At 67.0% G+C, this 8,287-nt stretch carries 13 protein-coding genes; 10 read left to right on the forward strand and 3 right to left on the reverse strand.

What is annotated here, in order from left to right; all coding sequences use genetic code 11:
- Positions 1-28 precede the first annotated feature (28 nt).
- Entirely contained in the window at positions 29-217 is a 189-nt protein-coding gene (locus AC3WOH_RS34580) for an RNA 2'-phosphotransferase (RefSeq protein ID WP_492233851.1), read from the reverse strand.
- A gap of 153 nt (positions 218-370) precedes the next feature.
- Here AC3WOH_RS34580 and AC3WOH_RS34585 point away from each other — a divergent pair, with 153 nt between their 5' ends.
- From AC3WOH_RS34585 to AC3WOH_RS34605, 5 genes are all read left to right on the forward strand, one after another.
- Positions 371-868 (forward strand): O-acetyl-ADP-ribose deacetylase, encoded by a 498-nt coding sequence (locus AC3WOH_RS34585; protein ID WP_492233852.1) that lies wholly within the window; start codon positions 371-373, stop codon positions 866-868.
- 33 nt (positions 869-901) lie between these two features.
- Entirely contained in the window at positions 902-1,468 is a 567-nt protein-coding gene (gene ybiA, locus AC3WOH_RS34590) for a riboflavin biosynthesis intermediates N-glycosidase (protein ID WP_492233853.1), read from the forward strand.
- 141 nt (positions 1,469-1,609) lie between these two features.
- Complete coding sequence (locus tag AC3WOH_RS34595) at positions 1,610-2,026, forward strand: hypothetical protein (RefSeq protein ID WP_492233854.1); 417 nt, start codon at positions 1,610-1,612, stop codon at positions 2,024-2,026.
- A 6-nt stretch (positions 2,027-2,032) separates the two neighbouring features.
- Positions 2,033-2,323, forward strand: a complete 291-nt coding sequence (locus AC3WOH_RS34600) for a hypothetical protein (protein WP_492233855.1) — start codon at positions 2,033-2,035, stop codon at positions 2,321-2,323.
- A 48-nt stretch (positions 2,324-2,371) separates the two neighbouring features.
- Complete coding sequence (locus AC3WOH_RS34605; RefSeq protein WP_492233856.1) at positions 2,372-2,827, forward strand: hypothetical protein; 456 nt, start codon at positions 2,372-2,374, stop codon at positions 2,825-2,827.
- 42 nt (positions 2,828-2,869) lie between these two features.
- Here AC3WOH_RS34605 and AC3WOH_RS34610 read toward each other — a convergent pair whose 3' ends face one another.
- Complete coding sequence (locus tag AC3WOH_RS34610; protein WP_492233857.1) at positions 2,870-3,418, reverse strand: hypothetical protein; 549 nt, start codon at positions 3,416-3,418, stop codon at positions 2,870-2,872.
- A 186-nt stretch (positions 3,419-3,604) separates the two neighbouring features.
- Between AC3WOH_RS34610 and AC3WOH_RS34615 the strand changes: the two genes are divergently transcribed.
- Entirely contained in the window at positions 3,605-4,423 is an 819-nt protein-coding gene (locus AC3WOH_RS34615; RefSeq protein WP_492233858.1) for an enoyl-CoA hydratase/isomerase family protein, read from the forward strand.
- Positions 4,420-4,860: a MaoC family dehydratase gene (locus AC3WOH_RS34620; RefSeq protein ID WP_492233859.1), complete on the forward strand. Its 441-nt coding sequence runs from the start codon at positions 4,420-4,422 to the stop codon at positions 4,858-4,860. The genes AC3WOH_RS34615 and AC3WOH_RS34620 overlap by 4 nt, the downstream gene beginning before the upstream one ends.
- Here AC3WOH_RS34620 and AC3WOH_RS34625 read toward each other — a convergent pair.
- The gene (locus AC3WOH_RS34625) at positions 4,842-5,618 is read right to left on the reverse strand and encodes a phytanoyl-CoA dioxygenase family protein (protein WP_492233860.1); all 777 of its coding nucleotides are present in this window, start codon (positions 5,616-5,618) and stop codon (positions 4,842-4,844) included. The genes AC3WOH_RS34620 and AC3WOH_RS34625 overlap by 19 nt on opposite strands.
- A gap of 116 nt (positions 5,619-5,734) precedes the next feature.
- Here AC3WOH_RS34625 and AC3WOH_RS34630 point away from each other — a divergent pair, with 116 nt between their 5' ends.
- The 3 genes from AC3WOH_RS34630 to AC3WOH_RS34640 all read left to right on the forward strand — a co-directional run bounded on the left by AC3WOH_RS34630 (position 5,735) and on the right by AC3WOH_RS34640 (position 8,182).
- Positions 5,735-6,253, forward strand: coding sequence for a sigma-70 family RNA polymerase sigma factor (locus tag AC3WOH_RS34630; protein ID WP_492233861.1), 519 nt, complete (start codon positions 5,735-5,737; stop codon positions 6,251-6,253).
- Positions 6,254-6,258: 5 nt separating this feature from the next.
- Positions 6,259-7,242 (forward strand): FecR domain-containing protein, encoded by a 984-nt coding sequence (locus tag AC3WOH_RS34635; protein ID WP_492233862.1) that lies wholly within the window; start codon positions 6,259-6,261, stop codon positions 7,240-7,242.
- Between the two features lie 130 nt (positions 7,243-7,372).
- Positions 7,373-8,182 (forward strand): class I SAM-dependent methyltransferase, encoded by an 810-nt coding sequence (locus AC3WOH_RS34640; RefSeq protein WP_492233863.1) that lies wholly within the window; start codon positions 7,373-7,375, stop codon positions 8,180-8,182.
- Positions 8,183-8,287 lie beyond the last annotated feature (105 nt).

Consider the following 8,287-nt stretch of genomic DNA (forward strand, 5'->3'; position numbering starts at 1 on the left):
GTGCAAGGGCACACGCTGCGTCGCACGCCTAGATTGGCACGCCGGCAAGGGCCTTCGCGACCCCGAAATCAGGGCGAACAGGCCCTCGATCCGCCACGGCCACCCAGCCGCCTTCGCCCAGCGCGAGGCCGGCGCGGCCGGGTTCATGGCGCAGCACCAGGCTCAGGAACTTGCTGGTGGAGACGATGCGCTTGCTTTGCTCGTTGTTGTTGTTCATGGAAGCTTTCCTTTCTTCTTGTTGTTGTGATCCTCTCGGTGACTTGAATTCACCGTTTGCAACAGCTGGGATGTTGACTTAGTGCTGTTGTGAAACTATCATAAGTTCAACAGATAAACTAAGTCAACCGATTTCAACAAGGAAGCTACCGCCGTGGCAACGTTCAAGGCCCTGCAAGGCGACATCACCCGGCTGCCGGTGGACGCCATCGTCAACGCCGCCAATACCTCGCTGTTGGGCGGCGGCGGGGTGGACGGCGCCATCCACCGCGCGGCGGGCCCCGAGCTGCTGCAGGCCTGCCGCCCGCTCAACGGCTGCAAGGTCGGCCAGGCCAAGGCCACGCCGGGCTTTCGCTTGCCCGCCAAATACGTGATCCACACCGTGGGCCCCGTCTGGTACGGCGGCAACCGCAACGAGGCCGAGTTGCTCGCCGCCTGCTACCGCGCCTGCATCGCGCTGGCGCTGCAGCATGGTGTGCAGTCCATCGCCTTCCCGTGCATCAGCACGGGGGCCTATGGCTACCCCGCGCCGGCCGCCGCGCAGATCGCGGTGGAGGCCTGCCGCGAGGCGGTGGGCGATGCGCCGCTGGAAATCAGCTTCTGCTGCTTCTCGGTGCGCGACCTGGCGCTGTACGAAGCCTTGCTGCGCTGACCGATTCCTACTTGAATGACGAACGAAAACAATATGCAACCCGAACACCACACCGAACACCTCATCGCGCAGATCGCCCAGGGCCTGGAGCCGCAGTACCTTTTCTTCTGGGGCCACCAGCCCCGCAAGGATGGCAGCATCGGCAAGACCTGCTTCAGCCAGTGGTTCGAGGCGCCGTTCACCCTGAACGGCATCCACTACGCCACCGCCGAGCACTACATGATGGCCGAGAAGGCCCGGCTCTTCGGCGATGAAGTCACGTTGGCCAAGATCCTTGCAGCACCCACCCCCGCCCACGCCAAGAAGCTCGGCCGCGAGGTCGCGGGCTTCGACAACGTGCGCTGGGAGGCGCGCGGCTTCGACGCCGTGGTCGAAGGCAACGTCGCCAAGTTCACGCAGAACCCGGCCATGGGCGACTTCCTGCGCACTACCGGTGACCGTGTGCTGGTCGAGGCCAGCCCGGTGGACCGGGTCTGGGGCATTGGCCTGGCGGGCGACGACCCGCGTGCGATGCAGCCGGCGCAGTGGCAGGGCCACAACCTGCTGGGCTTTGCGTTGATGCGGGTGCGCGAGGTGTTGAGGGGCGGTGGCCAAGGCTGACTACCCGTTGCGCCCAGCGCGCAACTGTGCGGGCTTCGCACTACATTCTTTGCGCTGATCGAAGGCGACTTCCAGATGAGCCGAACTGGCGCGCACAATGCATCTGTTGGCAAGAGATAACCGAGGAATGGAGCGATCAGGATGGCTGGGTATCCGGGCGAATTGGACTTTGTACTGGCGATTGGCGACGAGCGCTACAACGATGCGAAAAGGCATCTGTTGACCATGATTTCTCATGCCAAGGAAATTGACTCAATGCCCTTCCTGGCTGGATGTGCTCAGCGGCTTGGGGAAGTTCTCTTTGGCCAGGGCGACGAAGAGTCTGCGCTAGCCCTGTATGAATTTTCTGAGGTTATCGACAAGGGGTCTCTACTGGCCAAGCTGGACCATGCGAAGTTCCTCGCGAGGCTTGGAAAGCAGGAAATGGCGAAAGAAAAGTGCGAACAGATAATCTCCATCGCCAACGACTCCCCGTTTGCCGAGAGCGACACCGATTTTTCCAGTGAGCAATATAGCGAGGCGGCCCGGACAGTCCTTGCTGGGATGAAGCCCAGGTAGTGAAGCATGTCCAGCATGTCGCTTTTCCATTCAAAGTCCTACGTCTGTATCCATGTCTTCGAAGGAAGCCGTCCTGTCCTGTTGGTCAGCAGACCAAACGGGGATTGGTGCTTTCTTTGTGGAGGAAGCGATCATGGGCAAAGTGCTGATTTCTACCGGGTAGTCGGCATGGGGCATGTCGTGGGCCAGGATCGAGGTTTGGAAGCTGTGCTGGATTTGGAGCCCAACTGGGAAGCTGAACGCGCGGATGTTCTTTCGGCGTGGTTACGCATCAAAATCGACGAATCACCGCTGTGACCTTTGTGTTTGAAAACTCCTGCTTTTGTCTGTTTTCAAGACGATGCCATGACCGGCGCTGAATACAAGCGCGGTGTCCACAAGGCCTTCCAGCGCGCAGGCTTTGCCAAACAGCGCTACGCCTTGCACGCGCCGGGCGAGGGCGTCACCACGCTGGTCAACACCCAAAAGGGCTTTGGTGCCCAGTGGTTCATCAATGTGGGCTTCTGCCTGCACCGGCTGGACCCCGCGCCGGTCGAGCGGGTTGAGAAGACGCACATGTACTTCCGGCTGGAGCGGTTGTTCCCTGCGTACAGGGAACTCATCCTGACGGCCAGCGAAATCGACGACCCCGGGCAACCGGCAGCCTACGCGTTGCTGCTGGACCTGCTGGCCGGAGAGATCGGCACGGGGCTGCGCGCCTTGGGGTCGGAGCGGGCCATCATCGAGGCCTACCGCGCAGGGCGATTCCAACAGGGGCTGGTGCTGGGCGCTGCCAGGGCGTTGATCGAAGCCTCCGCCTGAGGTCGGTGCGCCTGCGCTGGGCAGCAGGAGGTCACTGGGCCGTCAAAGCCGCCGCGCACTCACCAGCGAACACCCGCCGCCCTGCACCGTCGCCTCGCCCTCGAACCGCGCCGTAGGCCCCCAGGCCCCGGCCAGGCCCGAATCGCTGACCAGGCCCTGCCAGGTCCAGTGGATGCGCACGGGCGCCTGCTGCGCGGCCTGCGCCAGCTCCGGGAAGCTGCGCGACAGCGGCACCACACCATCGGCCTGTCCCGAAGGCAGCACCCTGACCGAGCCCGACGGGGTGGGCGCCGTTGCCGCAACCGGCCCCTGGAGCCGCTGCACATTCGCGCCCTGGCGTTCTGCGGTGATGCGCAGGCTGCGCGAAGAGGGCGTCCACGGCGCGGTATCGGCCGACACCCAGACCGTGCGCTCGCTGCGGTTGCGCAGCTCGAACACCAGGTCGATGCCGGCTGTGCCGGCGACGCAGCGGGTGCGCAGTTCCAGGACGTCCGGGGGCACGTCGGTGGCGTGGACGGTGCCGGCGGAAGCAGCCCACAGTGCGACCGCGAGGAGCCGGGTTGGCGTGGCGATATGCCTTGGCTTGGCCATGGGGTCTCGGTGGCAACAGGTGGAGGTTGAATGAATGGCTGGCTGGCAGTGTCCCACGAAAAAGCTGGTGCATGCAAAGCCGTGGCGGGGCAGGGGGGCTGAGGCCTTTCGTGCGCTGCAAAGCGGTCCATAGGGCCCGCGTGTAAGCTGGCCCACCAGAACACAGCCACACAGGAGACAAACCACATGGATGGTCATCAAGCCCCACCCTGGGACCTCGGCCCCCACCTGCAGGTGCGCATCGCCGACGACGGCGTGGCACATGTCATCTTCGGCCCCGCAGGCGGCATGCCCTTCACCGACATACAGGGCCATGCGCACCTGGGCACCGTCTGGGCCCGGCTGCAGGCCACGCCGGGCGTGCGCAGCATCCTGGTGCGCAGCGAGGGCAAGGGCTTTTGCGCGGGCGGCTCGCCCGAGCTGGTGACTGCGATGCTGGGCAGCCAGGAGGCCCGCCTGCGCACCATGCAGGAGGCCCGCGCCATCGTGCAGGGCATGATGGACTGCGACCTGCCCATCGTCTCGGCCATCAACGGCGCGGCCGTGGGTGCGGGCGCTGCGGTGGCACTGATGGCCGACATCACCGTGGCGGGCCAGCGCGCCAAGATCATCGACGGCCATACCCGCCTGGGCGTGGCCGCCGGCGACCATGCCGCCGTGCTCTGGCCGCTGCTGTGCGGTATGGCCAAGGCCAAATACCACCTGCTGCTGTGCAACACCATCTCGGGCCAGGAAGCCGAGCGCATCGGCCTGGTCAGCTTGGCCGTGGCCGATGAGGAGCTGGACGCCCGGGCACTGCAGATTGCCCAAGAGTTGGCACGCGGCAGCTCCACCGCGCTGGCCTTTACCAAACGCAGCCTGAACCACTGGCTGCGCGCAGCCTGGCCGGCCTTCGAGCATTCACTGGCATTGGAGATGCTGGGTTTTGCCGGGCGCGACGCGCGCGAGGGCTTTGCCGCACTCAACGACAAGCGGCCCGCGAACTTCGGGGGAGACCAGTCATGAAGTTCGCCGAATTCCATGCCGGCCAGGTCCTCACGGCCGGGCCCTACACCGTGACCGAGGACGAGGTGCTCACCTTCGCCAGGTCCTACGACCCGCAGTGGTTCCACACCGACCCGGCCGCCGCGCAGGAGGGGCGCTTCGGCGGCCTCATTGCCAGCGGCTGGCACACCTGCGCCATCGCCATGCGGCTGGTGGCAGACAAGGCGCTGCACGGCTCGGAGTCGTTTGCGTCCCCGGGCATCGAGTACATCCGCTGGCCGCACCCGGTGCGCCCGGGCGACCAACTGATGCTCACGGCCACGGTGCAGGAGGTGCGCCGCTCCGCCAGCAAGCCCGGCCTGGGCATCCTGCGCTGGCGCTGGGAGCTGGCGAACCAGGACGGGGCTGCAGTGCTGGACCTGGTGGCTACCAGCCTGTTTCAGCTGGACGAGGCGTGACGTAGCAGGGCGACTGGCCGGCCCGTCAACGTCTCCCGCTCACCCACCAGCTCCATCCCAGCCACTCCGACTTGCACGATCACATTGCGCCGGGGCAGGGCACTGGTGTTGGCGGGGCCGCCATGGACCACCTTGGGGTGGATCAGCACCAGGTCGCCCGGTGCGCACTCCGCCGCCACGCCGTGGTGCGGGCCGTACCGGTGCTTGGCTCCGCCGCGCTTCTCTTGCACCGCGTAGCCGTCGTCCACGCGATGGCTGCCGGCAATGAGGCGCGTGGCACCGCCATGCCCGGCCATGCCGTCCAGGCAGACCATCACGCGCAGAAAGCGCGAATCTGCGCCGCTCAGGTAGCCGTTGGGGAAATCCCGGTGCCAGCCGATGCCCCGGCCAAAGCCCGGGTGCTTGGTGGTCGCGTTCATGAAGTGCGCGACCAGATCGGCACTGCCCAGGGCCTGCGCGCAGGCATCGACCAGGGCTGGCAGCTGCAGCAGCGTATCGAACTGCGGCGCGTAACGGCACAGGTCGCCCAGGATGAAGAGGGCATCGCCCACCTCGGCAGCGGGAATGCCGTTGCGCCCCGCGTCGGAGAGGTCTTTTTCGAACACCAGGTCGCGCGCCTGATCCTCGGCGCTGCATTGGCGCGCCGCCGCCTCGGCGCTGGTCAGCCATACATCCATGGCGGCGAGCAGGTGGGCGGGCACGGCATCGGTCACCACGCCGTAGCCGGTGGATTCATAGCGTTCCAGATCGAATGGCATGCAGGGTGTATTGCGGGCATATCCCTTGGCTGGCAAGGGCGCTGAGGCCATGAATTGAGAATTGTTCTCAATTATAATTTCTGCGATACCCCCATTTTCTTTGCCCATCCCGCCGCATGAGCACCGCTGACCCCGGCCTGGTCCATCCCGACCACGACCCGCACACGCTGTACAGCCACCACCATGGCTGGCTGCGCGCGTGGCTGCAGCGGCGGCTGGGCTGCCGAGACGAGGCGGCCGACCTAGCGCAAGACACCTTTGTGCGCGTGCTGCTGCGCCCCCAGGCGCTGCAGGGCCTGCGCGAGCCGCGTGCCTACCTGACGACCATTGCCAAGGGCCTGGTCTCCGACCTGTGGCGCCGCCGCGCGCTGGAGCAGGCCTATGTGGATGCCCTGGCCCTGATGCCCGAGCCGCTGGCACCGTCGCCCGAAGAGCGCGCCCTGGTGCTCGAAGCCCTGCACGAAATCGATGCCATGCTCGACGGCCTGGCGCCCAAGGCGCGGCAGGCCTTTCTGCTGTCGCAGCTTGAAGGCCTGGGCTATGCCGAGATCGCACTGCAGCTGCAGGTGAGTGAGCGCACCATCAAGCGCTACATGGCGCAAGGTTTCGAATGCTGCCTGCTGGCCATGGAGTGAAGGCCATGAGCAGCCGCAGCAGCACCAGGCCATCCCACCCTGACACCCCAGGCCGCGCCGCCCTGCGCGAGGCCGCGCAATGGCTGGTGCGCCTGAACTCCGGCCAGGCACGCCCAGACGACTGGCAGGCCCTGGCCGCCTGGCGCGCGCAGGATGCCGCCAACGAAGCCGCCTGGCAGCGCGCCGAGCGCCTGTCGCGCACCTTCGGCGCCGTGCCTGCGGGCCTGGGCATGCCGGTGCTGGCGCAGGCCGAGCGCACCGCCGTGAACCGCCGCGCGGCGCTGCGCGTGCTGGCCCTGGTGGGCACGGTGGCACCGGCGGCGTACCTGGGCTGGCGCCACATGCCCTGGCAGCAGTGGACGGCCGAGCACAGTACCGCCACGGGCGAGCGGCGCAGCGTCACACTGGCCGATGGCTCCGAAGTGCTGCTCAATACCGCCAGCGCGCTCGACGTGGCCTTCGATACCCATGAGCGCCTGCTGCGCCTGCGCGCGGGCGAGGTGCTCATCACCACCGCCCAGGATTCTGCCGCGCGCAGCTTTCGCGTGGAGACACCCGGCGGCTGGCTGCGCGCCCTGGGCACGCGCTTTGCGCTGCGCCTGCTCGACGAGGGCGCCGTGCACCTGGCCGTGGCCGAAGGCGCGGTCGAAGTCACGCCGCACCACGGTGCGCAGCGTGTGCTGCAGGCCGGCGCGCAATGCCGCTTCACCGCCGCCGGCGTGCAGGCCCCCACCGCACTGGGCGAGCAGGCCCTGGCCTGGGCGCAGGGCGTGCTGTATGCCGACGGCATGCGGCTGGACGACTTCGCGGCCGAGCTGGCGCGCTACCGCCCGGGCGTGGTGCGCTGCGACCCGGCCGTGGCGGCGCTGCGCATCTCGGGCGCCTTCCAACTGAACGATACCGAGTACATCCTGGCCATGCTGCGCGAGACCTTGCCGGTGCAGGTAGTGACGCGCACGCGTTACTGGATCACGCTGGTCCCGGCCTGAGGGGCTACCCGCCCCCTGGGGCCATGCGTGCCTTTTTCTCACGCATGGGCGCTGCAAATCTCGTTTGTCCGCGCGCCGGTCTGTGGCCAGCATGGAGACCTTCACCATCCCTGGGAGGCCTTTCTTGTCCATGCCTGCAGACAACAACAACAACTCCGCCGCCATCGTCCGGGCTGCCGACGGGAGCGCGGGCGATGTCAACTACGGCGCCGTGGGCGCTACTACCTACGCCACCTACCGCCAGCCCGAGCCGCGCATTGCGGCCCTCATCGAGCAGGCCCTGGGCCCGGCGGCCGCCACTGTGCTCAATGTCGGCGCCGGAGCTGGTTCGTACGAACCCACGGGCCGCACGGTGACTGCGCTGGAGCCCTCACAGTCCATGCGCGAGCAGCGGCCCGCGCACCTGCCGCCCGCGGTGGACGGCGTGGCCGAGCACCTGCCGTTTGCCGATGGCGCGTTCGACGCGGCCATGAGCACCTTCTCGATCCACCAGTGGAGCGACGTGGAGGCCGGCCTGCGCGAAATGCGGCGTGTGGCGCGCGGGCCGGTGCTTATTCTCACCTGCGACCCGCTGGCGGTGCAGGACTTCTGGCTGGCCCACTATGCGCCCGGGGTGCTGGCGGCCGAGGCGCGGCGCTACCCGGCCATGGAGCGCATCGCTGCGGCGCTGGGCGGGCATGTGGAGGTGTCGCCGGTGCCGATTCCCTGGGATTGCAGGGATGGGTTCAATGAGGCGTACTACGGGCGGCCGGAGATGCTGCTGGTGCCGGCTGCGCGCACGGCCTGTTCAGCATGGGGATTTGTGTCGGCTGCATCGGTGGATGCGGGTGTGGAGGCGTTGCGGGGGGATCTGGTTTCGGGGGCTTGGGATGCGCGGTATGGGTTTTTGCGCAGGCAGGCGGTTTATCAAGGGTCGTTGCGGTTGGTGGTGGCGCGTTGAGTTCTTGCTGGCGGCATGCTTTTGTTGGGGGCGGGAGCCGGGATGTGCGCCCGGCGGCGCAGTAACTTTCTCTTGCGTCGCCAAGAGAAAGTCACCAAAGAGAAG

This window comes from Acidovorax sp. FW305-C-20-28, assembly GCF_058783375.1.